Annotated in this window: 23 protein-coding genes; 8 read left to right on the top strand and 15 right to left on the bottom strand. The window is 67.6% G+C overall.

Annotated features, from left to right (window positions below; all coding sequences use genetic code 11):
• Nucleotides 1-9: 9 nt before the first annotated feature.
• The 3 genes from ACNQPB_RS04570 to ACNQPB_RS04560 all read right to left on the bottom strand — a co-directional run bounded on the left by ACNQPB_RS04570 (nt 10) and on the right by ACNQPB_RS04560 (nt 3144).
• A complete protein-coding gene (locus ACNQPB_RS04570) occupies nt 10-1413 on the bottom strand; it encodes a M18 family aminopeptidase (RefSeq protein WP_498749473.1) in 1404 nt (467 codons plus the stop codon).
• Nucleotides 1414-1422: 9 nt separating this feature from the next.
• Nucleotides 1423-2370 carry an intradiol ring-cleavage dioxygenase gene (locus ACNQPB_RS04565; protein WP_498749471.1) on the bottom strand — a complete coding sequence of 316 codons (948 nt, stop codon included), beginning with the start codon at nt 2368-2370 and terminating at the stop codon, nt 1423-1425.
• A 69-nt stretch (nt 2371-2439) separates the two neighbouring features.
• A complete protein-coding gene (locus ACNQPB_RS04560) occupies nt 2440-3144 on the bottom strand; it encodes a TetR/AcrR family transcriptional regulator C-terminal domain-containing protein (RefSeq protein WP_498749942.1) in 705 nt (234 codons plus the stop codon).
• 298 nt (nt 3145-3442) lie between these two features.
• On the opposite strand from ACNQPB_RS04560, the gene ACNQPB_RS04555 reads away from it, so the two are divergent.
• Nucleotides 3443-3700 (top strand): hypothetical protein, encoded by a 258-nt coding sequence (locus ACNQPB_RS04555; protein ID WP_498749470.1) that lies wholly within the window; start codon nt 3443-3445, stop codon nt 3698-3700.
• Nucleotides 3701-3765: 65 nt separating this feature from the next.
• Nucleotides 3766-3981 carry a hypothetical protein gene (locus ACNQPB_RS04550; protein WP_498749468.1) on the top strand — a complete coding sequence of 72 codons (216 nt, stop codon included), beginning with the start codon at nt 3766-3768 and terminating at the stop codon, nt 3979-3981.
• Between the two features lie 64 nt (nt 3982-4045).
• On the opposite strand, the gene ACNQPB_RS04545 is transcribed toward ACNQPB_RS04550, so the two are convergent.
• The 10 genes from ACNQPB_RS04545 to ACNQPB_RS04500 form a co-directional block, all read right to left on the bottom strand.
• On the bottom strand, nt 4046-4750 hold the full coding sequence (locus ACNQPB_RS04545; protein WP_498749467.1) for a response regulator: 705 nt from the start codon (nt 4748-4750) through the stop codon (nt 4046-4048).
• Entirely contained in the window at nt 4747-6075 is a 1329-nt protein-coding gene (locus ACNQPB_RS04540) for a sensor histidine kinase (RefSeq protein ID WP_498749465.1), read from the bottom strand. The genes ACNQPB_RS04545 and ACNQPB_RS04540 overlap by 4 nt, the downstream gene beginning before the upstream one ends.
• 49 nt (nt 6076-6124) lie before the next feature.
• Nucleotides 6125-6976 (bottom strand): ABC-2 transporter permease, encoded by an 852-nt coding sequence (locus ACNQPB_RS04535; protein WP_498749463.1) that lies wholly within the window; start codon nt 6974-6976, stop codon nt 6125-6127.
• Nucleotides 6973-7968, bottom strand: a complete 996-nt coding sequence (locus ACNQPB_RS04530; RefSeq protein WP_498749462.1) for an ABC transporter ATP-binding protein — start codon at nt 7966-7968, stop codon at nt 6973-6975. The genes ACNQPB_RS04535 and ACNQPB_RS04530 overlap by 4 nt, the downstream gene beginning before the upstream one ends.
• Nucleotides 7969-8104: 136 nt before the next feature.
• Nucleotides 8105-9748, bottom strand: coding sequence for a bifunctional phosphatase PAP2/diacylglycerol kinase family protein (locus ACNQPB_RS04525; protein WP_498749460.1), 1644 nt, complete (start codon nt 9746-9748; stop codon nt 8105-8107).
• Nucleotides 9749-9969: 221 nt separating this feature from the next.
• Nucleotides 9970-10722 (bottom strand): SDR family oxidoreductase, encoded by a 753-nt coding sequence (locus tag ACNQPB_RS04520; protein ID WP_498749459.1) that lies wholly within the window; start codon nt 10720-10722, stop codon nt 9970-9972.
• Nucleotides 10723-10791: 69 nt separating this feature from the next.
• On the bottom strand, nt 10792-12132 hold the full coding sequence (locus ACNQPB_RS04515) for an MFS transporter (protein ID WP_498749457.1): 1341 nt from the start codon (nt 12130-12132) through the stop codon (nt 10792-10794).
• Nucleotides 12133-12188: 56 nt separating this feature from the next.
• A complete protein-coding gene (locus ACNQPB_RS04510; protein ID WP_498749456.1) occupies nt 12189-13202 on the bottom strand; it encodes a 5-oxoprolinase subunit C family protein in 1014 nt (337 codons plus the stop codon).
• A complete protein-coding gene (locus ACNQPB_RS04505; protein ID WP_498749454.1) occupies nt 13199-13978 on the bottom strand; it encodes a 5-oxoprolinase subunit B family protein in 780 nt (259 codons plus the stop codon). Before ACNQPB_RS04505 ends, ACNQPB_RS04510 begins: the two co-directional genes overlap by 4 nt.
• Nucleotides 13975-14784: a LamB/YcsF family protein gene (locus tag ACNQPB_RS04500; RefSeq protein WP_498749452.1), complete on the bottom strand. Its 810-nt coding sequence runs from the start codon at nt 14782-14784 to the stop codon at nt 13975-13977. Before ACNQPB_RS04500 ends, ACNQPB_RS04505 begins: the two co-directional genes overlap by 4 nt.
• A 239-nt stretch (nt 14785-15023) precedes the next feature.
• Between ACNQPB_RS04500 and nac the strand changes: the two genes are divergently transcribed.
• The gene (gene nac, locus ACNQPB_RS04495) at nt 15024-15965 is read left to right on the top strand and encodes a nitrogen assimilation transcriptional regulator NAC (RefSeq protein ID WP_498749450.1); all 942 of its coding nucleotides are present in this window, start codon (nt 15024-15026) and stop codon (nt 15963-15965) included.
• 115 nt (nt 15966-16080) lie between these two features.
• On the opposite strand, the gene ACNQPB_RS04490 is transcribed toward nac, so the two are convergent.
• Nucleotides 16081-16755, bottom strand: a complete 675-nt coding sequence (locus tag ACNQPB_RS04490; protein ID WP_498749449.1) for a 4-carboxy-4-hydroxy-2-oxoadipate aldolase/oxaloacetate decarboxylase — start codon at nt 16753-16755, stop codon at nt 16081-16083.
• A 46-nt stretch (nt 16756-16801) separates the two neighbouring features.
• The gene (locus tag ACNQPB_RS04485) at nt 16802-18025 is read right to left on the bottom strand and encodes an aspartate transaminase (RefSeq protein WP_498749448.1); all 1224 of its coding nucleotides are present in this window, start codon (nt 18023-18025) and stop codon (nt 16802-16804) included.
• Nucleotides 18026-18231: 206 nt separating this feature from the next.
• Here ACNQPB_RS04485 and ACNQPB_RS04480 point away from each other — a divergent pair, with 206 nt between their 5' ends.
• The 5 genes from ACNQPB_RS04480 to ACNQPB_RS04460 all read left to right on the top strand — a co-directional run bounded on the left by ACNQPB_RS04480 (nt 18232) and on the right by ACNQPB_RS04460 (nt 23063).
• A complete protein-coding gene (locus ACNQPB_RS04480) occupies nt 18232-18798 on the top strand; it encodes a hypothetical protein (RefSeq protein WP_498749446.1) in 567 nt (188 codons plus the stop codon).
• Nucleotides 18799-18807: 9 nt separating this feature from the next.
• Nucleotides 18808-19473 (top strand): phosphatase PAP2 family protein, encoded by a 666-nt coding sequence (locus tag ACNQPB_RS04475; protein ID WP_498749444.1) that lies wholly within the window; start codon nt 18808-18810, stop codon nt 19471-19473.
• Nucleotides 19474-19548: 75 nt separating this feature from the next.
• The gene (locus tag ACNQPB_RS04470; protein WP_498749442.1) at nt 19549-21087 is read left to right on the top strand and encodes an efflux RND transporter periplasmic adaptor subunit; all 1539 of its coding nucleotides are present in this window, start codon (nt 19549-19551) and stop codon (nt 21085-21087) included.
• Nucleotides 21088-21123: 36 nt separating this feature from the next.
• Nucleotides 21124-21822 (top strand): ABC transporter ATP-binding protein, encoded by a 699-nt coding sequence (locus ACNQPB_RS04465; RefSeq protein ID WP_498749440.1) that lies wholly within the window; start codon nt 21124-21126, stop codon nt 21820-21822.
• Nucleotides 21822-23063 (top strand): ABC transporter permease, encoded by a 1242-nt coding sequence (locus ACNQPB_RS04460; RefSeq protein WP_498749439.1) that lies wholly within the window; start codon nt 21822-21824, stop codon nt 23061-23063. The genes ACNQPB_RS04465 and ACNQPB_RS04460 overlap by 1 nt, the downstream gene beginning before the upstream one ends.
• Nucleotides 23064-23081: the final 18 nt, after the last annotated feature.

Raw genomic sequence — 23081 nt, 5'->3', positions numbered from 1 at the left:
GGCAGCTCCCTACGCGGCCGTCCGGAAGAACAGCTCCGCGACGGCGGACAGCGACCGCGGGTCCTCGGTACCGCAGAGTTCGCGGGCGGAGTGCATGGACAGCAGCGGAATGCCGACATCGACCGTCCGGATGCCCAGTCGCGTGGCCGTCAGGGGTCCGATGGTGGAGCCGCAAGGGACGTCGTTGTTGGAGACGAACTCCTGGTACGGCACGCCGGCGTAGCCGCAGAGCCGCGCCCAGAAGGCGGCACCCGCGGCGTCGGTGGCGTAGCGCTGGTTCGCATTGATCTTCAGCAGCGGCCCCCCGTTGAGCACCGGGCGGTTGACGGGGTCGTGCCGTTCCGGGTAGTTGGGGTGCACGGCGTGGCCGGCGTCCGCGGAAACACAGAACGACGCCGCGAAGGCCTGCCGCCGTTCACTCACCGACGCGCCCAGGCCGTCCGAGATCCGCGTCAGGATGTCTTCCAGGATCGGCCCGCACGCACCGGACCGGGACGCGGACCCGATTTCCTCATGGTCGAAGGCGGCCAGGACCGCGATGGGGCCTCCGGCCTGCGCACCCGCAGTGGCATGCGCGATCAGGGCGGCAAGGCCCGCGTGCGTGGAGGAGAGGTTGTCCAGGCGGCCGGAGGCGAAGAACTCGCCCTTTGCGCCGAACACCGCCGGCTCCTGGGTGTCGGCGACCACGATGTCGTACCCGCCAATCAGGGCAGGATCCACACCGGAAGGCTTCCCGCCGCCGTCGTGCGCTGAGTCGGCAGGGCGCGCTGAGTCGGCAGGGTGCGCTGAGTCGGCAGGGCGCGCTGAGTCCTCGCCGGAAGAGACTGACGCGGCGAGCAGCGCCAGCAGGTCCTCCGATCCCGGATCGCCCAGGCCGAAGACCGGGTTCATGTGCTGCTGCTTACCCAGGGTCAGGCCCTCGTTGACGGCGCGGTCCAGGTGGATGGCCAGCTGCGGGAAGCGCAACAGCGGGCCGGTGGCGGTCAAGTGTTCGGTGCCGTCGAGCATCACGAGCCGGCCCGCGAGGCGCAGTTCGCGGTCCAGCCAGGAGTTCAGCAGCGGGCCGCCGTAGACCTCGACGCCGGCCTGCAGCCAGCCGAACTTGCCGGTGGTGGGCTTGGGCTTGAGCTTGAAGGACGGCGAATCCGTGTGGGTGCCCAGGATGTTGAAGGCGGTGGCGGGTCCGGCGCCTCCCGGCACCACCCAGGCGATGAGGGCGCCGTCGCGGATCACGAAGTACGCGCCGCCGCCCTTCGAGGGGACCGGCCAGGCCTGCGCTTCGTCCAGCCTGGTGAACCTTGCCGCGTCGAGCCGGCGGGCTGCTTCGTGGACGGCGTGGAAGCTCGACGGCGACGCGGTGACGTAGGCGCCGAGGTCCCGGATGTGCTCGGATGCGCTGGCAGTGGAAGGCATGCCCCGAGTCTAGATGGTCACGTTGAGCCCGGCCGTGTAGCCCGCCGACCCCGATCCGGACATTGTGGCGAGCTGGTGGATGCCGCCGTCGTCGCCGAAGACGTTGTCCGAGTTCAGGGTGGTGTTGGGGAAGTTCCGGGCGCTGGATTCGTAACCCGTGGTGGCGTAGACGGCGCGGCAGGCGGCGTCCGTGAGCGCGATCTGCGACACCGCCAGCAGCTGCCCGGCCTTGGTGGCGTTGCTCAGGGATTCGAACACTTCGAAGTGGATGTGCGGCCAGCGGCCGTTGTACGCGCCGGGGAAGATGGTGGTGAAGGTCAGCTGCCCGTTGGCGTCAGCCTCCTGGACGCCGCGCAGGTAGTTTTCGTTCTCCAGGCTGGAGTCGTAGAGCGAGTACCGGCCTTCGCGGTCGCAATGCCAGGCGTAGACCGCAGCGCCAGAGAGGGGCCGGCAGCCATTGGAGCCGTCTTTCGTTGACCCGTCGAGGAGGGTCAACGTGACGGTCAGGGGCACCCCCTCGGCCTTGGCGCTGGAGCTGCCGAAGCTGGAGGTGATGTCCTTGCGCACCACCCCGGATTCCACGAGGACGTTGGGGCCATTGGAGCCGTCGCCAGGGAAGGGGCCGGAAGTTTCCTGCGGGATCTCCACGCCGCATTCGGCGAAGGCGCGGGTCACCGTGGAGGACGCGGAGGCTGGCGGCGAGGCGGCCGCCGTCGTGCTTGGGCTTGAGGTGCTGCTGCTTGCGGTGCCCGACGGCGCAGCGCTGCTTGCGCTGTCCGTGGCGGTTCCGCCGCCGGTGCCGTTGGGGGTGCAGGCGGCGAGCGCCGCGGTGGCCGCACCGCCGAACAGCACGCCAAGCGTCCGGCGGCTCAGGAGCGTGGAGAGGTCGAACTCGAGCCCGCGGTCGTGGTCGGGATGCGGGCCGTTGCTTTCAGGGGTGCGGGGTGATGTAGTCATGGATCCATGGAAGCCCGGCGGGCTGTGCCGTGTACATGGGGTTTCTGTGCCGGGGCTGTGCGCGGAACCTCAGGCCCCGGCGTGCTGTAGGCGGTCGGCGAATTGTTGGCCGAACCCGGCCAGGAGGATGCTGATTCCCTGGTCGAGTTCCAATGCCCCGTCGTACTCCAGAAGCTCGGGCGCCATACGGCGGAGGTGCGGGAAATCCCGAAGGGGCAGGCGATGGAGTCCGAGCCGCAGGAGCGCTTCGTTTTCTTCCGGGTCGGCGATGAGTTCCTGGAGTTCGTTCAGGATGTGTCCATAGAGGAAGCCGTAAAAAGCGCGGTAGACGTGCAGGGCGTCCGCAGGGGTGAAGCCGGCGTCGATCAGGATCCCCAGAATCTGCTCCAGCGGCTTCAGCGTTCCCGCGGGGCGCAGGCCCAGCGGCGTCGACAACGCTCCGGTCACGAGCACCGGCACGACGTTCGGGTGCAGCAGACACACACGGCGCAGTTCATGGGCTATCCGGCGCAGTTGGTCCTGCCAATGCGCATCGTCAGGGAAGACCTCCAACTCTTCCAGCACCAGTTCGACGACGCCCGCCAACAGCTCTTTCCGGCTGGCAGCGTGGCGGTACAAGGCCATCGGGTCCCTGCCGAGTGCATGCCCGAGCCGCCGCATGCTCAAGGCCTCCAGCCCATCCGCATCCACCAACTCCAAGGCCGCGCGCACGACGATCCGGCGGTTGAGCCGCCCGGCGCGGGGATCATGCACGGGTGTGCCTGCATGTTCCATCATCTCTCCCGCCTTTCCGCGCGGAGCTTCCCGGAACCCCTCCCGGAGAAACCTCGCCTCCAAAATGCTTGCTTTAGAAAATCCGTAGATCTACAGTGTAGACAAGGAAGTAAGTGTACGCCTTATGACTACAGCGTAGACCCCGTTCGTATGCATTACCACACCATGCGGCCCGTGCCGCCGTCCTCCGGTACGAAAAAAGCACCCGCCACCGCGCATCCTTGGTCCGCGTGGCCGTGGTGCCGCTGCCCCGGCCACCGCGGCCGGCAGCTGCAGTAACAGCCTCGAAAGGCCACCAATGGCCATCTCCCACTTCGGCCGATTCCTCGCCGAAGCCACTATTCCGGATCCCGATCCGACGCGCTCCCTTGGCCTCGACGAGCTCTTTGGTCTTTACATCAGTTGGTGCCAGGTGCACCACCATGTTCCGGCCAACGAGGCTGACTTCCGGTCGGCCATGAAAGAGCACGGGATCAAGGTTCCCGTCCCTGGCCTGCGCATAACCGGCCCAGCGGCGATGGACTACATCCTTGCAAGCTACCCGGCCCTGCCCTGACGGCTGGAGGGGCAATGACCTGCGGGCCGGCATTGCCTGCCCGCACCAGAGCGAAGGACAAGATCATGACCAGACCGGCCGACGTGTCGGAATCCTACGGACCGGACGGCACCGCGTATCTCGTCCAGTGCGGAGCTTCTTCCAGGGGCCGTCTTTTCCGCGAGCTTAAGCCCGCTTTGCGCTATGCCCAGAAACACAACACCAAGCACCATCACGGCGCGGCTCCCCAGTTCCGGGAGCAGGGCGGACAAGAGCCCGAATTCGGCGACAAGGACAACTGACCTTGGTGCCCGAGGCCCCCGGGCGCACCCCGAGGGCCCCGGGCACCCCTCTCCGCAGCGCTGCTCAGTAATCCGGGTTGTTGCTCGGAATCACCAGGCCGCTTTCGTAGGCATACACCACCACCTGGACCCGGTCCCGCAGGTGCAGCTTGGTCAGGATGCGGCGCACGTGGGTCTTCACTGTGGCTTCGGACAGGAAGAACTTGTGCGCGATCTCCGCGTTGGACAGGCCCTCGGCGATGGCCTGGAGCATCTCGGTTTCGCGCGGCGTGAGCTCGTCCAATAGCGGATCCCGGGCCGGTACAGCGGGTGTGGACTGCCCGTGCGGCCGGGCCCCACGGACGTAGGTTTCGAGCAGCCGCTGCGTGACCCGTGGCGCCACCACGGCGTCCCCGCTGGCCACCAGCCGCACCGCGTGCACCAGTTCCTCCGGGGCCACGTCCTTGAGCAGGAACGCCGACGCGCCGGCCTGCAGACCGGCGAAAGCGTACTCGTCCAGGTCGAAGGTGGTGAGGATGATGACCCGCGCCGCGGAATCCAAGGCACTGAGCCGGCGGGTGGCCTCGATGCCGTCCATCCCGGGCATCCGCACGTCCATCAGGATGACGTCCGGGTGCAGCGCCGCGGCCTGGGCCAGCGCCTCATTGCCGTCGGACGCCTCCCCCACCACGTCCAGGTCCGATTCGCCCTCCAGGATGAGCCGGAAGCCCATGCGCAGCAGCGGCTGGTCGTCCACCAGCAGCACTTTGATCGTTCCGTCTCCGGTCATGGCTTCCCCTTGTCGCCGTTCCAGTTCAATTCCGCGTGGACCCGCCAGCCACCGCCCTGCCCAGGGCCCGCGTCCACGGTGCCCGCGTAGATCCGGGCCCGCTCCCGCATGCCGTTGATGCCCTGCCCGGTCCCCAAACCGGAACCGCGGACTCCGGAAGCGCCCGCCCCGGCAAGGCCCTCCCGGAAGTCCCGGCCGTCGTCGAGCACGTCAATGGTGACCCGGTCCCCGTCCCGCAGCACGCGAACCTCGACGAGGCCCAGCGCGCGCCCGTATCGCAGGACGTTGGTGAGGGACTCCTGCACGATCCGGAACACGGTGAGCCGGAAAGCAGGATCGTCCGGCAGGGCCGGGCCGGTGTGCGAAAAATGCAGCGGCAGGCCGGCGGTGCGGAAGCCCTCCAGCAGGGTCGCGAGGTCTCCGGAGGCGGTGGGCGCGAGGGGCGCGGGACGGCCGGAATCGTCGCGCAGCACCCCGAGCACGCGGCGCATGTCCGCCAGCGCGGTGCGGCCGGTGCGCGAAAGCTCGCCGAGCACCTCCGCTGCGCGTTCCGGATCCTTCCGGACCACGACGGCGGCGCCGTCGGACAAGCTGATCATCACCGTGAGCGAATGCGCGACGACGTCGTGCATCTCCCGGGCGATCCGGTTCCGTTCCGTCACGGAACCGAGGTGCGCGGTGCGGGCGGCCCAGGCGCGGATCTCGGACTCGTGCTCGCGGCGCTGCCGTACCGAGATGCCGATGCCGGTGGCGATCAGGTTGGACAGCAGGATGCTGACGGCGGCGGTGATGTTGCTGATGAGGTGGAAGTTCTCCGGCAGCGCCGGGTCGCCGGGATCGGCCGGTCCGCCGGGCGACGTCCACATGAACAGGTAGAGCAGCGTGAGCGGCAGGCTCGCGGCGGCGAAGACCGTGAGGGCGCGGCGCCGTGGCTGCGCCACCGCCACGGCATACAGCGCGAACCAGAGGCCCGCGGAAACATTGGTGCCCCACGGGTGCAGCAGCGTCACCCCGAGTTCCAGGAGCGCGACGGCGGCCGTCACCGCGAGCGGGAAGATCCGGCGGAGGAAGAGCGTCCCGGCGGTGGCCAGGAGAAGCACCGACGCCAGCCACTTCCCCTCCACAATGCCGCTGATCAGCGTGGACAGTGCCAGGATCAGGTAACAGAGCACCACCACGGCATCCATCAGGCGCGGGTGCTCGTAGAAGTACCGGCGCACCCTGCCGCGGCGGCGGGCCGTGATCTCGGCGAAGGACGCGTCGGCCACGGGGGCCATGGTGCCCGCTGCGGCCGCCGCGTCCAACGCCAGCGGTTCTTCGCTCATGGGACGAGCCTATTCGGCCTCGCGGCCGGGCTTGTCGTATCCCGTCGGATCAAACGTCGCGCTTCTTGAGCAGCAGCATGGCCAGGGCCACGGGAACCACCACCCAGGCGCCCAGGACCAGGCCGGCCTGCCAGGCCTCCAGGGTGTCCGGGACGTGCTCGACGGAGGTCAGCGGCATGATCGTGTTGCCCGGCAGGTACTTGCGGGCTTCTTTGAAGAAGTCCCCCGGGATGAGCTGGAAGGCGATCGGTGCCACGAAGAACAGGCCCACGAGGCTCATGATGCCGCCGGCAGAGTTCCGGAGCAGGGTGCCCAGGGACATGCCGATGGCGGCGACGGCGGCCACGTAGATGCTGTTGACCACCAGTAGTTTGATGGACTGCTGGCTGCCGAGATCCAGGTGCAGCTTGTAACTGTCCAGGATGGGGAGCGCGACCAGGCCGGCGATGTAGGTGGAGACGGCCGTGAGGGCGAAGGAGCTCACCGTGACCACGATCAGCTTGGCCAGGAACGCCGGGAGCCGCTTGGGCACTGCAGCGAAGGTGGAACGGGCCATGCCGGTGGTGAATTCGGAGCTCATAAGCAGCACGCCGAGGGATCCGAGGATCAGCTGGGCAAAGGCGATGCCTGCCGTCGGCACTGTGACCGCGAGGTCCCCGCCCTGCGCGGCCAAGGCGGCGGCCGCTTCCGGATCCCGGGTGGCGGCGTCGGCGAACTGGCCGGTGCCCCACGCGGTCAGCGCACCGAAGCCGACCATCACCACAGCCGTCGAGGCGAGCAGGATCAGAGTGGACAACAGGGTGCGGAACTTGATGAATTCGGAATTCAGGACCCGGTGGAAGGCTGGTCCGGGGCCGACCGGGAGGCTGGCCCGGCGGGATTCCAAGGTGGTGGCGCTCATGCCTGCTCTCCTCCGGTTTTGACGGGGACCGGGTTCTGGACGGTGCCCGGGTTCGCCGCAGCTCCGCCGGCTGCGGGCGGTCCTGTGGTGATGTGCGAGTGGTATTCGACCTCGTCCTTGGTCAGTTCCATGTAGGCCTCTTCCAGGCTGGCCTGCAGCGGCGTGAGTTCGTAGACCATCACCCGGTTGTCCAGGGCGGTGCGCGCGATGCCGCGCGGATCCAGCCCGGAGACTTCCAGGAGCTCACGGTCCTGGGCCTCCACGGACACACCGTCGCCGGCCAGCAGCTGCATGAGGCGCAGCGGTTCGTCGGTGCGGACCCGGGTGCGGGACCTGCCCTTGCCGGAGATGATCTCGCCGATGGGGGCGTCCGCGATGATCTTGCCGCGGCCGATCACGATCAGGTGGTCCGCCGTCAGGGCCATTTCGCTCATGAGGTGGCTCGAGAGGAAAACGGTGCGCCCCTCCCCGGCCAGGTATTTGACCAGGTTGCGCACCCAGAGCACGCCTTCCGGGTCCAGGCCGTTGACAGGCTCGTCCAGGATGATGGTCTGCGGATCGCCCAGGAGCGCCGCGGCGATACCCAGCCGCTGGCCCATGCCGAGTGAGAAGCCCTTCACCTTCTTCCGCGCCACGTCACCCAGGCCGGTCATGTCGATGACCTCGTGGATGCGCTTTTTCGGGATGCTGTGGGTGGCGGCCATGGCCAGCAGGTGGTTGTAGGCGGTGCGGCTGGTGTGCACGGCCTTGGCATCCAGGAGGGCGCCGATCTCACGGAGCGGTGCCTGGTGCCGGTCAAACGGCACGTTGTTCACTGTGACGCTGCCCGCGGTGGGCCTGTCCAGTCCCATGATCATGCGCATGGTGGTGGATTTGCCGGCGCCGTTGGGTCCCAGGAAGCCCGTGACCTTTCCGGGCTGGACGGTGAAGCTGACGCCGTCGACGGCGGTCTTCTCGCCGTAGACCTTTCGCAGCCCGATTGCCTCAATCATGGAGTGCCCCGATCATGGAAGTGTCCCTTCCCTTTCGCTGAAGCCGAGTGTTGTTGACGGTATTAACAACGCTAGCCATGCAGGCGCCGGGAATCGCCTGTCCCAGGGATGATTCAGGGGCGGATCAGGGTAATCCTCATGGATGATCCGGAGCACCGGAATCCGGCGAGTACACCAGCAGGTGCCCCGGCCGGACGCTGAAGTCCGCGCGGCGCACCCCGGGGAGCGGCTCGCCGTCGACCGCCAGAACCAGCGGCGAGTCCACCGCTTCGACGCTGATCCGGGCCGCCTCACGCAAATGCGTCACCTTCGAACTGCCGGCGGTCCCGGTGAGCACCGCCCAGAGCAGGCGGAGCCGGGCAAAGGGCTCGTCCGCGGTGACCACGCGGATGTCCAGGACGCCGTCGTCCATCACCGGGCGGGCCAGCGGCGCCAGGTCCCGCGGGTAGTAGCGGCCGCGGCCCAGGTAAAGGATCCAGATCCGGTGCCGGACGCCGTCGATCAGCAAGGTGGTGGGCGAGGCCGCAGCGAAGGTTCGCAGCCCCGCGATCAGGCCCGCCAGCGGCTTGCCGAGGGCGCCCTGGAGCCGTTCGCGCCGGCGCACGAGGTTCGGATAGACCCCGATGCTGGCGGTGTTCAGCATCGCGAACTCGCGGATCTCGTCCGTCCCGGCCTGGCCGCGGCCGGCCGCTACCCTGGCCGTGTCCGCGCGGATCCCGCTCCCGGCCTCCGCGGCCGCCACGGCATCCGCGAGGGTGGAGATGCCCGCGTCGCGGGCAAAGTGGTTCAGCGTCCCGCCGGGCAGCACCAGCAGCGGCAGTCCATGCTCGACGGCGGCAGCCGCCGCGGTGCCGACCGTACCGTCGCCGCCCCACACCCCGAGGGCCTTGGTCCCGGGCCGTGCTGCGGTTTCCTCGATGACCGCATTGATGTCCTCGTCGTCGCCGGTCTCGCGGATGTGCGCCTGTGGGAAGGCCTCCTGCAGGAGGTTCCCGGTCTCCGGGGAGTAGGAACCGCCCTTGGCGTTGACAACGATCGCCAGCCCGGCGCCGTCGTCGATCTTCGCCAGGGCCTCGGGGGTGCGGCGGACCGCCGGTGGTGCTTCCCGCGCCGGCCACCAGCGACGGGTGAGCAACGCCGCGCCGGCGCCGATCGCCGAGCCGAAGACCACGTCGGAGGGCCAGTGCGCCCCGGTGTGGACACGGGAATACGCCACCCCGGCGGCCACCGGGGCGAGCAGCGCGCCGAGGGCCGGCTGCACGAAGGAGACGCCCAGCGTGAAGGCCACGGCGGACGCCGAATGGCCCGAAGGCATCGAGGAGCTGGTGGGCTGCGGGTGCACGAAGCGGAAGACCGGAAGGTGTTCGGGCAGGGGGCGGGTGCGCGGGAGGAGCGCCTTGAAGCCGAGGTTGGTGACGGCGGACGCCACACCGAGGGCAAGGAGGCCATGCACGGCGGCACGGCGCGGTTTGCCCGGAACGGCAGCCAGTGCGCCGGCGACGGCGAACCACAGCTTGCCCTTGGTGGCGGCGGCGGAGAGGCCGCGGAAAAAGGCGTCGTGGTTCCCGTGCGGCCAGCGGGAAATCCGGCGAAGCACGGCCCGGTCGAAATCGGCTATTTTGCCCGGGCCGCGACGCAAGCTGCGCACACGGCGGCGCAGGCGGTGCGCAGCGCTCGACGCGAGGCCTCGGCGCAGGCGGTGCGCAGCCTGCGACGCGAACCCTCGGCGCAGCCCGTGCACAGGGCGCAGCCCGAGGCTCCGGCGCAGGATTGTCCGCATGGGGCCAGCGTACTCCAGGGGCGGGAGCCGGGCGGTTCGGGGTCGGGAACGACGGGCGCCGCCGTCGCGCATTAGGAGCCGCCATTAAACGGGTGCCGCCGGCCACGGAACGGGGTGTGGCCGGCGGCTTGTATATCCGGTGGAGGGAGTGCGTTTTCCACCGGAATCTGTAGGCCCGGACCGCAGGTCCGGGCAGCTTAGGGGCGGTGCGGCCCGGCGGCTTAGTCGCGCCGGTCGAACACCAGGCCGCCCGGGACCTGGAAGGTGGGCATGATTTCCAGCATGCCCACATTCACGTGGCGGGGAGTGTCCACGGCGTAGTCGAGTGCGTCCACAATGTCCCCGGTGGTGAGCGACTCATAGCCTTCGTAGTAGGTCTTCCACGCCTCTTCCATGGCTTCCGGGGTGCCGCCCATGTTCCGGCCGAAGATCTCCGTCTCCACGCGGCCCGGGCAGATCTCGGTGACACGGATCCGCTTGCCCACGGTGTCGTTGCGGAGCTGGCGGGAGATCTGGTGAACGGCTGCCTTGGTGGCGTGGTAGACCGTGTGGCCGTAGAAGTTGTAGACGCCGGCGATCGAGCTGATGTTGACGATGTGGCCGAGGTCCCGCTCCACCATGCCCGGAAGCACCAGCCGGGTCAGCTGGAGGAGGCCGCGGAGGTTCACGTCGATCAGTTCGTCAATGTCCGATTCCGATGAGTCCAGGATGTTCCCGGGCCGGGACACCCCGGCACAGTTCACCAGGATATCCACCGCCAGGCCTTCCAGCTCCGCGGCGACGGCGGCGGTGTCGGTCAGGTCGACGGCGTGCGGGATGGCCCCGGTGCGGTCGGCCAGCTCCTTGAGCCGGTCTTCGTTGCGGGCAAAGGCGTGCACCGTCAATCCGCGCTTGGCGAGGCGCTCGGCGATGGCGGCGCCCATGCCGGTGGACGCGCCCGTCACAACGGCGGTGGTGTAGTCAGAGAAGGACATGGTTACTCCGGAAGTCTTGGAAAGCGGCGCCGCCCCCGAAGGAGGGGCCGGCGTCGGGATGGAAAGGGCTCAGGCGTCGCGCAGCGGCTCGTGGGCACGGTCCTTGACCGTGCTGACCGCGGCGAGGGTGCCCAGCGCGGTGACGACGGCGTAGAAGGCCGGCATGTAGATGTTGCCCGTGCTGGAAATCAGCCAGGTCATGAGCAGCGGGGCGGTGCCGCCGAAGAGCGCGGAAGAGATGTTGTAGCCCAGTCCGTAGGCCGAGTAGCGGACACGCGTGGGGAACAGCTCCACGATCAGGATGTGGATGACGGCCGTGTGCCCGGCGAAGACGATTGCCATGAGGGAGGCGCCCAGGATGGCGAGCCCCATGTTGCCGGTGGCGATCAGCGCATAAGCCGGGATGCCGATGATGGCCATGGCGATGGCGGCACCGGCGATGACCTTCTTGCGGCCCACCCGGTCGGACAGGGCACCCATGAACGGGATGGCGATGCAGATGACCACCAGGCTGCAGGCGGTGACCAGCAGGGCCTCGCCGATGCTGAAGTTGATCTGCTTGCCCTTCAGGAAGGTAGGCATGTAGGAGAACAGCACGTAGTAGCCGGAGCCATTCATCAGCGGGATGAAGAGGGCCAGCACCATGGCGCGGCGGTGTTCAGCGGACTTGAAGGCTTCCTTCAGCGGGTTCTTGGAAAGCCCGCCCTCTTCCTTGAGCCTGGTGAAATTCGGGGTGTCGCTGATGGCCTTGCGGATGTAGAAGCCGATGATGCCCATGGGAATGGCGACCAGGAACGGAACACGCCATGCGAAGGAACCGAAGCCGCCGCCGTCGATGGCAGCCTGGCTGAGCCACGGAGACATGGAGTAGGCCACGAGGGTGCCGGTCAGCAGGGCCGCGAAGGACGCGATCTGGGCGTAGGAGGTGATGACGCCGCGCTTGCCTTCGGGAGCGTGCTCGGCCAGGAAGGTCATGGCACCGGCGGCTTCACCGCCGACTGAGAAGCCCTGGAGCATCCGCAGGAGGACCAGCAGCACGGGAGCCGCGATGCCGATGGCGGCATACGGCGGCAGCAAGCCGATACCCGCGGTGGCTACGCTGATCAGCAGGATCACGAAGACCAGGAGCTTTTGCCTGCCGATCCGGTCCCCGAGGTAGCCGCAGACCACGGCGCCCAGCGGACGCACGAAGAAGGACACGGCGTAGCCGGCGAACACGAACAGCAGGGCGTTGTCCGGGTTGCCCGGGGCGAGGAACACCAGGGCAAGGGTTCCCGCCATGAAGGCGAAAATGCCGTTGTCGTAGAGTTCCACGAAGATGCCGACGCAACCGGCGGTGACGACCTTGCGGGTCTGCCGGCCGGTGAGCCGATGGGGCTGCGTCGAGGCAGGATTGGTGCTTGTTGACATGTGCTTTCCCTTGATATTTGGAGCTTAACAAGGCCCCGTGACGGTGGCGAGGGTTTTCAGATGGCGATGGCCGGTGGCAGTTCCCGCCATCCGGGTTCGTCTCCGACTCCGAGGAGTTTGAAAACGGTATTGACGGTTGTTCGGAGGGATTCGAGCTGCCGCATGGAGGCCCGGTAGGCCAGGGTCGCCTCGGCGACAGTGGTCTTCCGGAAGCGGACAACATCCCCTGGCCGGGCCTGGGCCAGGACATCGAGTCCGAGGCTGGTGGCGACGGCCAGGACCGGGTACCCGGCAGTGACGCCGCGCCCCCGGTGCAGAACCAGGAGTTCCTCCCCGTTGGGGACTTCCACGGCGCCCACCGGGACACCGCGGGAGAGGACCTCCGCGTTGGACATCCGTTCCGGCAGCTCGCCGCCGAGCCGGAGTCCGATGTGGTTGCTGCGGCCGCTCACCGTGTAGGCGGAGGCGAACAGCAGGGCGGCCGAATCACCGAATTCGGCCACGTCCGGGCCATCGGTGACGTCCACCGCGAGTTCCGAACCCATGGCGGGCCGTTCAAGGCCCAGGCGGAACAACGGGATATCAAAATAGGGCTGCCGGAGCGGCGCAACGCTGCGCTGGATGCCCAGCACAGTCCCTTCGCCCAGCTTCAAGCCGAAGCCGATCACGGTGTCCGGGGCGCAGCTGCCCATCAGCAGCGGCGCATCGACCGAGCCATGGATGGCCAGGTAGGCGCGCAGTCCGGTGTGTATGCCGCGGATGGCCACAGCTTCCCCGGCCCGGACCGACACCGGTTCCCACCGGGGCTGTTCCCGGCCGCCCACCGTGAGGGTGAGGGGAGCACCGGTGACGGCGACCAAGAGGTCCTGGTCCGCGCGCATCCGGAAGTCCAGCGCGGTCACCTCCACGAGGGGGGCGTCGTCCGGGTTGCCGGCGAGGATGTTGGCGGCACGGGCCGAGAACTGGTCCAGGGCGCCGTTGACCGGCAGGCCGAATCGCGGCCCACGGAAGCGGCCGAGGTCCGTGACCACGGAGTTTCCGGGCTGCTCGACGACGATCCGGCCGTTCACAGCGCAGCCTCCGCTTCCAGCGTGGCCGGCTGCAGGGTGGCCTGCAGGGCGGTCGGCTGCAGGGCTGCCAGGTGCCGGCCGACGTAGCCGTCGAATTCGGCGTGGCTGATCGGACGGAAGCGCAGCGTGTCCCCGGGACGGTACGGGACCAGCGGATCCCGGCCGAGGTGAAGCACGGTGAGCGGGGTCTGGCCGATCACGCACCAGCCGCCGGGGGCCACCGCCGGAGCGATGACCGCCTGCCGTCCGGCGACGGCGATCGCGCCGGCGGGGACGCTGAGGCGCGGGTCCTTCAGCCGCGGAACGGGGACCGGGAACTCGGGGCCGTCCATCATGGGCGAACCGGCCGGTGCGCCCATGCAGCGGATGGTGTAGCTCTTGGCCGAGTGCAGGGCGATGACCTCGTCAACCGTGATGCCCTGCTGCTCGGCGACCATTTCCAGGTCCGGGCCGAAGTCGCCGCCGTAAGCCACCGGCACTTCGAACTGCTGCGGTCCCCGTGCGGAGCTGCCGGCGAGGTCCAGCTGGCGCAGTCCGAGCTGGACGAAAGCGCGCAGCTGCTTCGCGGAAACCAGGGCGGGGTCGAACTCCACCAGCACCGAATCGTAGGTGGGGACGGCACCGTGGAGGCCTTCGGCGTCGCAGGTGTCCAGCCAGCCGGCCAGGCGGTGCACGGTTTCCCAGTTGTGCTCGGGGTCCGCGGAGACGGCCACGACGCGGACGGCGGAATCGCCGGATTCGTGGATCTCGACGGCAGGGGCGGCGAAGGTGCTCATGACAGGCTGCGTTCTGCCTGGTTCCCGTTGTACCGGGCGCCGAGGACCTCGGCGAGCGGGGCGATGCGGACGCCGGCGGCGGTGAGTTCCTTGCGGATGAGCCGTGCGAGGGCGACGGCGCCAGGGTTGTCGCCATGCAGCAGCACGGTGTCCGCCTGGATGGCGACGTCGGTGCCTGCCACCGTTTCGATGACGCCTTCGGTGACCATGCGGACGGTCCGTTCGACGATGTCGGCGGGATCGTGCAGCACCGCGTCGGGCTCGCTGCGCGGAACGAGGGTGCCGTCCGCCTGGTAGGCACGGTCCGCGATGCCGACGATCGCGACGCCGAGGCCGCGCCCTGCGGCGGCACGGGCCAGTTCGCCGTCCTGCGCGAGGACGATCAGGGAGGGGTCGGCGCGGAAGGCGGCGTCAGCAACGGCGTCGGCGTAGTCCGCGCGGGTGGCGACGAGGTTCCCCAGGCGGCCGTGGGGGGCGATGTGCGAAACGCGGGTGCCGTGGTACGCGGCGAAGGCGGAGAGGGCGCCGAGCTGGTAGAGGGTGTCGGTGCGGACTTCCTCCGCGGTGAGGTCCATGGCGCGCCGGCCAAAGCCGCGCAGGTCCGGGAAGCTGGGATGGGCACCGATGCCGACTCCGCGGCGGACGCAGTCGGCCACGGTGCGGTCCATGATGTCCGGATCGCCCGCGTGGAAGCCGCACGCGATGTTCGCACTGGAGACGATGTCCAGGAGATCCTGGTCCTCGCCCAGGGTGTACGCGCCGAATCCTTCTCCCAGATCCGCCACGAGATCGATCACGGCAGTCACGTTGTCCTCTTTCCTCGCGGATGTTGCGTGCATCACTTCCCCACACTTCGAGGGTTCCACCGTGACCACCCTCACGACAAAGACCTATTGGGCGTCCCGTCATAAGAAAGCCTTATGGAAAGGACGGTCGAAATCGGAGATCATGGCCAGGGCGGGGTATCAAAGACTTGTTCGGCGTCACCGCATAAGCTTTTGCTATGAGGCAGGGCCGTCGACGGACCGTTTAGAAAGGCGCAAAAATGGACACACGGAAGCTCGAATACTTCGTGCGGATCGTGGATTCAGGAAGCATCACCAAGGCCGCCGCAAGCCTCCACGTCGCCCAGCCCGCCCTAAGCCAGCAGGTCTCCTCGCTGGAAAAGGAACTCAAGCAGCGGCTGCTCATCCGCAGCAAGCAGGGCGTGGAACCCACCTCTGCGGGGCACGCCCTGTACCGCCACGCCCAGACCATCCTGCGCCTCGTGGAGCAAGCGAGGACCGACGTCGAGGCATCCGGGGCGGCCCCGGCCGGCCGGGTGTCGATCGCGATCGCGCCGTACAGCATGGTCTCGAAGCTGGCGCCGGAGATCGTGCGGGAAGTGGGTGAACGGTACCCGGATATCGTGCTGCACCTGACGGAAACCTTCGGCGGCGTCCTGAGCGAGGCGATCAAGAACGGCAAGCTGGACATGGCCCTCATCTACGAACCGGGGCCGATCCGGGGCGTCCAGTTCACCACCATGGTGGTGGAAGACCTGCACCTGGTCTCGAACACGGGCCTGGAAATCGGCGACGGCGAGACGGTGACGCTGGCCGAGGTAGCCGGCCAAAAGCTGTTCCTGCCGGAGCGGATCCACACCCTGCGCCAAGTGGTGGACAAGGGCATGGAGGAACTGGGGCTGCCGGTGAAGCTGGCCGGCGAGGTGGAATCCGTACCCGTTCTGGGCCGCCTGATCGCCTCGGGCCTGGGTTCCACGATCCTGCCCCGTTCGGCCGCGGATGCCTTGTTCCACTACGAGGACTTCCAGGTGCTGCGGATCGTCGAACCGGCATTGCAGTGCAAGATCGCACTGTGCACGGCCGAGCATGAACCGCTCTCCGAGGCGGCCTCCGCCGTGCTGATCATCATCCGCGAAATGATCCGCAACCGACTCCTGGAGGACTACGGACCGGGGTTGACGCCGCACGCCCACCGCCCATAGAAGCCGCTTATCGGACCACCGCTAGTGCCCTAGGCGTTCTTGCAGGCTGAAATGTAGTTGGCCCGCCGAAATTTCGGGGGGCCAACAACATTTCGTCCGGTCAGGCCGGTTCCGCTTATTCCTCCACCAGCAGGCCCTTGGCCTTCAGCTTGTCGGTGAGTTCGCACAGCTCGATGGTGGTGCCGCCGTCGTGGTACAGCTTGATCAGCTCCCGCTCGTGGTCATCGCGGGCCTGCGAAAGGGCGATGACCTCCTCGGCTTCCTCGCGGCGGACCACCACCACGCCGTCGGCGTCACCGCGCAGGATGTCGCCGGGGTAGATGATCTCGTCGCCGATCACCAGCGGGTGGTTGATCGGGCCCAAGGTTTCCTTGACGGTGCCCTTGATGCAGACGTTGCCGGAGAACACGGGCAGGCCGAGTTCGATCAGGTCGGCGGTGTCCCGCACACCGGATTCGGTGACCATGGCGGCGATGCCCTTGGCCTTCATGGCGTTGCCGAGAACGTCGCCGAAGATGCCGGCTTCCTCATATTCCCCGGTGCCCACCAGCACCACGTCGCCGCTCCGGGCGTAGTGGATGGCCACCTGGAGCATCAGGTTGTCCTGCGGCGCGCAGCGCACGGTGACGGCGGGCCCGCAGAAGGACATCTCGCGGTCGATCGGCTTGATCTTCGAGTTCAGCGCGCCCTTGCGGCCCTGGGCCTCATGGATGGTGGCGGAGGAGAACTTCGAGAGCCGTTCGACGACGTCGGCGTCCGGGCGTTCGAATTTGGTCTTGACGTGGATCATGGCTGTGGCTTTCTGCTGGGTGATCGGGGAGCGGCTCAGTCGGGTGTCAGCTGAGCGCGCGGACGGCTTTGTCGACGGCGACGACGGCGGACTGGATGGTGTCCAGGTCCGTGGCGAAGGAGATGCGGAAGTACGGTTCCAGGCCGTACGCGGAGCCCTGGATCACTGCCACGGAGGCGGCGTCGAGGAGGTACAGGGTGAAGTCCTCGTCGTTGCGGATGGTGGCGCCGGCCGGTGTCGTCTTGCCGATCACACCGGAGCAGTTCACCCAGGTGTAGAAGGCGCCGTCGGCTGCGGTGCAGGAGAGTCCGTCCACGGCGTTCAGGCCTGCGACGGCGGCATCCCGGCGGCCGCGGTAGACCTCCACGCTTTCGCGGATGAAGCCCTGCTCGCCGGAGAGCGCGGCGGCTGCGGCGGCCTGGCTGACCGAGGATGGGCAGGAGGACATCTGGGACTGCAGCTTGTTGATGGCCGCCACCACCGGGGCGGGGCCGGCGGCGTAGCCGATGCGCCAGCCGGTCATGGCGTAGGCCTTGGAGACACCGTTGACCAGGAGGATACGGTCCTTCAGCGCGGGCGCCACCTCCACCAGGCTGGAGATGCGTTCGCTGCCGAAGTTGATTTCGTCGTAGATCTCGTCGGTGAGGACCAGCAGCTGCGGGAATTCCTCGAGCACCGCGGCGAGGGCGGTGAGCTCGGCCCGGCTGTAGACGGCGCCGGTGGGGTTGGACGGGGTGTTGAGGATGAGCCATTTGCCCTGCGGGGTGATGGCGCCGCGCAGTGCTTCCGGGGTGAGCTTGAAGCCGGCGTCCTCGCCGCAGGGGACGATCACGGGGGTGCCCTCGTTGGCGAGCACCATGTCCGGGTAGGACACCCAGTAGGGGGCCGGGATGATGACTTCGTCGCCGGCGTCGAGGGTGGCCATCAAGGCGAGGAAGATGACCTGCTTGGCGCCGCCGCCCACGGTGATCTCATTCTTGCCGTAGCTGATGCCGGTGTGGCGTTCCAGGCGGCCGAGGATGGCGGACTGGAGGGCGGGGGTTCCGGTGACCGAGGTGTACTTGGTCTCGCCGGCCTGGATCGCGGCGACGGCGGCTGCCTTGATGTGCTCCGGGGTGTCGAAGTCCGGTTCGCCCACGGTTAGGTCGATGATCGTACGGCCTTCGGCCTTCAGCTCACGGACGCGGGCCGCGGCAGCGACGCTGGGGGACGACTTGATGCGGCTGACGCGGGAAGCCGGTTCGTACGACGCCGATGAATGGTCGGGCATGATCTCCTCCGAAGCAGTGTGCTGGGAATTTGTGTGTCGGGCTCCCTTCGAGCCTAGGTATGCAAAAGCCGCATGGATAAGACCAATTGTGAGTGGCTTGATAAGGCATCCTTATGGCTTCCCGAGCCTGTGGTATCGCCTTTGCTTATGGATTCACGCGGATTTGGTATTTCCCGGAACGCCACCGCCGCGGCTAGCTTTCTTGCATGGACGGACAGCTGAAGCGCGGCACCTCCCTGCCCCCGGGCGGGTACCGTTACGGCGGCTCGCAGCGTGCCGTGCGCCGGCCCCGGGCCGTTTCCCGCATCACGGCCGCCGCGGCGGCCGAAGGAAGGGCGGACGACGGCGGCCGGTTCCGTTCGGGGCTCACGCAACAGCGGCAGCGCATCGCACGCGCAGACAGCAGCTTCCGCGCGCTGATCGTCCGCCGCAATGAACTCATCGCCCTGTCCGCCCAGGATCGCGTGCCCATCACAATGATCGCGGCCGCGCTCGGCATCTCCGCCTGGGTGGTACGGACCGCCGCCGGGGACGGCACCGGACTGCCGCCGTCGGGCAACAACCGGCAAAGCCGCCTCGTGCAGCTGGAGGAAGCCGCCCGGGAACTCGCGGAGGCGGAGGCCGAGCGGCTCGGCTTCGAGACGGAACGGCAGGCCCTAGTGGCCGCCGCGCACCGCGGGGGCGTGCTGGACGTCTTCGAACTGGCCTCGCTCACCGGCCTCACCCCGGAGCACATCCGCAAAATGGTCCGGGGGACCAGGAAGGCCTCCTAGGATGGGCTGATGGGGAGCCTTCAGCCACGCAGACTTCACCCGGGCGCGACCACCGCCGCGGCCGCCGTGCTGCTGGCCGTTGCTGCGATCCTTGGCGGCATCCTCCTCACAAACCCGATCCGGCCGCCTTTCCAAGGCGCAGATACCGCCTGGCACGACTCCATGCTGGGGCTGCGCAACCCGTTCTGGGACACCGTGAACCTGGTGCTGAACTGGGCCGGTTACACGGGGATGTTCGTGTTCCATGCCCTGCTGGGTGCGGCCCTGCTCGTTCGGCGGCGCCCGAAGATGGCCCTCTTCAGCGTGGTGTCGGGGCTGGTGGTGACGCTCCTGGTCCAGCTCCTCAAGTGGCTCGTCCAGCGGCCGCGCCCCGGCGACGCCGGGGTGTTCACGGAAACCTATTCATACCCGTCGGGGCATGCTTCCAGCACCGCGGCATTCGTCGTAGCCGCCGCGCTGCTCTTCGGCCGCGCCTGGGCCTGGGTGCTTGCTGCGCTCGGGACAGTCTCGATGATGCTCAGCCGCACCTATCTGGCAGCCCACTGGCTCAGTGACGTGGTGGGCGGCGCATGCCTGGCCACCGCGGTGGTGCTCCTGCTGTGGGTGGCCGTCCAGAACATATGCATTCAGGAGAATACTTATGCGGAGCGGGCTACGCTGGGGACCGCTGGGTAATAGTGAAAGCAGCCACAGGGGAAACCAGCAGCTTGCACTCGGCCAGCTCCAAGCGTGCGGCCATAGTGTTCGGGCATGCTCTCAACGCCCCAACTCATTAACTGCGGCATCGGAGTGGCAGTTGTCGGCATCGCCGCCGGTGCCTTCTTCGTGCTGAACGGCACCCCGCAAGCCGCTTCTGACACCACCGCCCGCACAGTCGCGGTGAGCACGGCGGATCTCACGGCTGTAGCCACGGCAAACGGAAACGTCTCTCCGGCAAGCACCACCGTGATCAACGCACAGAATTGCAACGGCCCGATTTCCTCCGTCTCTGCGCTGATGGGTCAGCAAGTCAAAGCCGGGCAGGTGCTGGTCACCATTGATCCGACAAACGCCCGGAACGCCTTGGCTGTTGCGCAGGCGCAGCTCGATTCGGCCACGGCGCAGGCAAGCCAACAGCAGGCTTCGGCTGACAACCAGATCGCGTCTGCCAGGCAAAACCTGTCCAACGCCCAACAGACGGCCAATCTTGATGCGAGCCAGCAGAACAATGCCGTGGCCGCGGCTCAAACGGCAGTGAACAATGACAAGGCACGCGTCGCTTCAGCACAAGCCGTCGCCAGAGCCCAGCCCAGCAGCCAAACGGCCCAGGCGGCCCTTGGGGCCGCTCAAGCCCAGCTGGCAAAGGACAGCCAGGCGCTGAGCGAGGCAACGACGCAACAATCGAGCGCGTCCCTCAAGGACAACGAGCAACTCGCCTCGGCGCAGACGGCCTTCAACTCCGCGCAAAACAGCGGTGGGCCCACATCCAACACCACTTCCGCCCAGATCGCCGTCGACACGGCAAACAAGAACCTCGCGTCCTGCCGGCTTGCCGCCCCGGTTTCGGGCACCGTCACTGCCGTGAACGCCGTCGTCGGTGGCAACGCCGGCAGCTCGGGCTCCGCCGTCTCCTCTGCCTCCTCCGGCTCATCCGGAACATCCGGTGCCTCGGGCAGCGCCACCACAAGCACTGCCAGCACCTCGTCTTCGGGGCTCATCACCATCAGCGACACCGCTCATTTGCAAGTCATCGCCAATTTCGCGGAATCGGAAATTGCCGCCATGAAGACCGGCGATACCGCCACATTCACCTTCCCTGCACTCAAGACGGACCCTTCCGCTGCACCCGTGACGGGCACGATCACGACGATCGCCCAGAACGCCGTCACCACGAACAACGTGGTCAGCTACCCCGTAACCATCTCCATCAAGAACCCCCCGGCCGTCCTCCGGCTTGGCCAGAGCGCAAACATCTCCGTGACCACAGCAACCGCCAAGAACGCGCTGACGGTGCCCACGCTGGCAATCACCACCACCGGGTCCCGGCAGACAGTCAACGTCCTCAAGGACGGAACCTCGACGCCGGTGACCATCACCACCGGGATCACGGACAACGGCCGCACCCAGGTGCTGACCGGCCTCAGCGCGGGCGATCAGGTTGAACTCCCGGTCATCTCGTCAACCCTGGACACAGGCACCACCGGACGGACCGGGGCGGGCGGGTTCGGCGGAGGCGGGTTTGGCGGCGGCGGGTTTGGCGGCGGGGGCGGCGGGGGCGGCACCGGCGGCACGCGCGGAAATGGCGGGTGAACAACGGTGAATGCCCCCCTCATCCAGTTGGACTCAGTGAGCAAGGTCTATGGCAAGGGCGAGGCCGAGGTCCGTGCACTGGACGCCGTCAGCATTACTGTTGACCGCGGCGACTTCGTGGCCATCATCGGCGCCTCGGGCTCCGGTAAATCGACCATGATGAACATCATCGGCTGCCTCGACGGTGCCACCGCCGGGAGCTACCACCTGGATGCCATCGATACCGGCACTCTGGACGAATACCAGCTGGCGCAGATCCGCAACCGGAAAATCGGCTTCGTCTTCCAGAACTTCAACCTCATACCGCGCACCCGCGCCGTGGACAACGTCGCCATGCCCCTCGCGTACGCAAAAGTGCACCGGCGGGAGCGACGCGAGCGGGCGCTGGATGTGCTCGATTCGGTGGGCCTGGCTTCCCGTGCGGACCACAAGCCGTCACAGCTCTCCGGCGGCCAGCAACAACGTGTTGCGATCGCGCGGGCGCTGGTAACGAACCCGGTGCTGCTGCTGGCCGACGAACCGACCGGCGCCCTGGACACCAAGTCCTCGCACGAGATCCTGGATCTCTTCGAATCTCTGCACGCCAGCGGGCGAACCATCGTGATGATTACCCACGAGGCCGACGTCGCGGCACGCGCCAACCGGGTAGTGCGCATGAAAGACGGCCACATCATCGAGGACCACCGGGTCCGCGGCGTCCAAGCGCACCCCTTGGCGACGGGGGTTCCGCTGTGATGATTGCCGAGTCTGTCCGCTTCGCCCTGACGGGGGTGATGGCTAACAAGATGCGCTCCATACTCACCACCTTGGGCATCCTGATCGGTATTGCGTCAGTGATCATCCTGCTGGCCGTCGGTGCCGGCACCGCCAACGCAATCAAGGCCCAGATCGGCAAGCTGGGAACCAACGTGCTCACCGTGAGCCGCCAGACGGCGGCGGGCGGACGGGCCGGTGGCGGGCAGGCCGTCACCGGCCCGCGGTCCCGCGGCACCAACCTGACCCTCCAGGACATGGGCGCGTTGACCGACCCCGTCATGGCCCCCGACGTCGCCACGACGGCGCCCGTAGTCACCGCGCAGAATGTCACGGGAACCTACCAGGACGCAAGCCACGCCGTGGCGACATTCGTGGGAACCACGCCGTCGTATTTTGCCATTTCGAACGACACTCTGGCGGCTGGCTCCTACTTCAGCGACGGCGATGCGAGCAGCGGCACCGCGGTGGCGGTAATCGGCAATACCGTGGCGCAGGATCTGGTGGGCAATGCGGTGGCCGCGGCGGTGGGGCAGACGATCGCCTTGAACGGCCAGAACTTCGTGGTCACAGGCGTGCTGGCTCCCAAGGGGTCCTCGGGCCTGAACGATCCGGACGACATTGTGGTGATCCCCTACAGCGCCGCCCAGGACAAGTTCACAGGGTACACACCCTCCCTGGCGTCCATCAGCGTGCAGGCAAAGTCTGCGGACGTAATGAACCGGGCGCAGAACGAGGTCCAGATGATCCTCGATGCCAGGCACAACGTCACCTCTGCGGACCGGGACTACCAGGTGCGGAACCAGGCGCAGATCCTCACCACGGCCACCACAACCACGGCCACCCTGACCATCCTGCTGGGCGCCGTGGCCGGCATTTCGCTCCTGGTGGGCGGAATCGGCGTCATGAACATCATGCTGGTCACCGTCACTGAGCGCACGCGCGAAATCGGCATCCGCAAGGCGATCGGCGCGTCGCGGAGCAGTATCGTGAGCCAGTTCCTCATCGAATCGCTCATCATTTCGCTGATCGGCGGAATGCTGGGCATTGCCGCAGGCTACGTCGGCAGTGCCTTCCCGGTGCTGGGAATCCAACCCGAAGTCCAATGGTGGACGGTGTGGCTGTCCTTCCTGGTTTCCGCGGCGATCGGCCTCATGTTCGGAATTTACCCGGCCAACAAGGCGGCAAAACTACGGCCGATCGACGCCCTGCGGTACGAATAGCCCGCCGTCCTTCCAGCA

The sequence above is a fragment of the Curtobacterium sp. LFS079 genome (assembly GCF_047977865.1).
Lineage (GTDB): Bacteria > Actinomycetota > Actinomycetes > Actinomycetales > Micrococcaceae > Arthrobacter.
The sequence above is the reverse complement of the archived record's forward strand: the minus strand, read 5'-3'. Positions and strand labels throughout refer to the sequence as shown.

What these genes read in the sequence shown, in the direction of transcription:
- ACNQPB_RS04570 (WP_498749473.1), bottom strand. Translation starts at nt 1,413, where the DNA reads ATGCCTTCCACTGCCAGCGCATCCGAGCACATCCGGGACCTCGGCGCC.
- ACNQPB_RS04565 (WP_498749471.1), bottom strand. Translation starts at nt 2,370, where the DNA reads ATGACTACATCACCCCGCACCCCTGAAAGCAACGGCCCGCATCCCGAC.
- ACNQPB_RS04560 (WP_498749942.1), bottom strand. Translation starts at nt 3,144, where the DNA reads ATGGAACATGCAGGCACACCCGTGCATGATCCCCGCGCCGGGCGGCTC.
- ACNQPB_RS04555 (WP_498749470.1), top strand. Translation starts at nt 3,443, where the DNA reads ATGGCCATCTCCCACTTCGGCCGATTCCTCGCCGAAGCCACTATTCCG.
- ACNQPB_RS04550 (WP_498749468.1), top strand. Translation starts at nt 3,766, where the DNA reads ATGACCAGACCGGCCGACGTGTCGGAATCCTACGGACCGGACGGCACC.
- ACNQPB_RS04545 (WP_498749467.1), bottom strand. Translation starts at nt 4,750, where the DNA reads ATGACCGGAGACGGAACGATCAAAGTGCTGCTGGTGGACGACCAGCCG.
- ACNQPB_RS04540 (WP_498749465.1), bottom strand. Translation starts at nt 6,075, where the DNA reads ATGAGCGAAGAACCGCTGGCGTTGGACGCGGCGGCCGCAGCGGGCACC.
- ACNQPB_RS04535 (WP_498749463.1), bottom strand. Translation starts at nt 6,976, where the DNA reads ATGAGCGCCACCACCTTGGAATCCCGCCGGGCCAGCCTCCCGGTCGGC.
- ACNQPB_RS04530 (WP_498749462.1), bottom strand. Translation starts at nt 7,968, where the DNA reads ATGATTGAGGCAATCGGGCTGCGAAAGGTCTACGGCGAGAAGACCGCC.
- ACNQPB_RS04525 (WP_498749460.1), bottom strand. Translation starts at nt 9,748, where the DNA reads ATGCGGACAATCCTGCGCCGGAGCCTCGGGCTGCGCCCTGTGCACGGG.
- ACNQPB_RS04520 (WP_498749459.1), bottom strand. Translation starts at nt 10,722, where the DNA reads ATGTCCTTCTCTGACTACACCACCGCCGTTGTGACGGGCGCGTCCACC.
- ACNQPB_RS04515 (WP_498749457.1), bottom strand. Translation starts at nt 12,132, where the DNA reads ATGTCAACAAGCACCAATCCTGCCTCGACGCAGCCCCATCGGCTCACC.
- ACNQPB_RS04505 (WP_498749454.1), bottom strand. Translation starts at nt 13,978, where the DNA reads ATGAGCACCTTCGCCGCCCCTGCCGTCGAGATCCACGAATCCGGCGAT.
- nac (WP_498749450.1), top strand. Translation starts at nt 15,024, where the DNA reads ATGGACACACGGAAGCTCGAATACTTCGTGCGGATCGTGGATTCAGGA.
- ACNQPB_RS04490 (WP_498749449.1), bottom strand. Translation starts at nt 16,755, where the DNA reads ATGATCCACGTCAAGACCAAATTCGAACGCCCGGACGCCGACGTCGTC.
- ACNQPB_RS04485 (WP_498749448.1), bottom strand. Translation starts at nt 18,025, where the DNA reads ATGCCCGACCATTCATCGGCGTCGTACGAACCGGCTTCCCGCGTCAGC.
- ACNQPB_RS04480 (WP_498749446.1), top strand. Translation starts at nt 18,232, where the DNA reads ATGGACGGACAGCTGAAGCGCGGCACCTCCCTGCCCCCGGGCGGGTAC.
- ACNQPB_RS04475 (WP_498749444.1), top strand. Translation starts at nt 18,808, where the DNA reads ATGGGGAGCCTTCAGCCACGCAGACTTCACCCGGGCGCGACCACCGCC.
- ACNQPB_RS04470 (WP_498749442.1), top strand. Translation starts at nt 19,549, where the DNA reads ATGCTCTCAACGCCCCAACTCATTAACTGCGGCATCGGAGTGGCAGTT.
- ACNQPB_RS04460 (WP_498749439.1), top strand. Translation starts at nt 21,822, where the DNA reads ATGATTGCCGAGTCTGTCCGCTTCGCCCTGACGGGGGTGATGGCTAAC.